The following is a 259-nucleotide window of genomic DNA, read 5'->3' as shown; positions in this document are numbered from 1 at the left end:
ACCGACCCCCGAGCCTGCTTCGAACGGTTGAGCCCGCTCGAAACGATCCGGGTCGGTGAAAGCCCAGCGCGATGCCTTCGCCGAAGAGCAGGACGACATCCGGACGTGGTTGGTCCAGGAACCGCGGGGACACAAGGATATGTTCGGCGCCGTGCCGACGGTACCGGCGGACCCCGACGCCGACTTCGGCCTCTTCTTCATGGACACCGGCGGGTATCTGGACATGTGCGGCCACGGGACGATGGGTGTCGTGACGGCG

At 66.4% G+C, this 259-nt stretch carries 1 protein-coding gene; it reads left to right on the top strand.

The window, feature by feature from the left end; all coding sequences use genetic code 11:
• Positions 1 to 55: 55 nt before the first annotated feature.
• A partial coding sequence (locus Q5762_RS38905) for a proline racemase family protein (protein ID WP_315897038.1) occupies positions 56 to 259 on the top strand: 204 nt, incomplete at its 3' end.

This window comes from Streptomyces sp. P9(2023) (genome assembly GCF_032436795.1).
In the GTDB taxonomy this organism is placed as follows: Bacteria; Actinomycetota; Actinomycetes; order Streptomycetales; family Streptomycetaceae; genus Streptomyces.
This window is presented reverse-complemented; position numbering and strand designations above follow the sequence as displayed.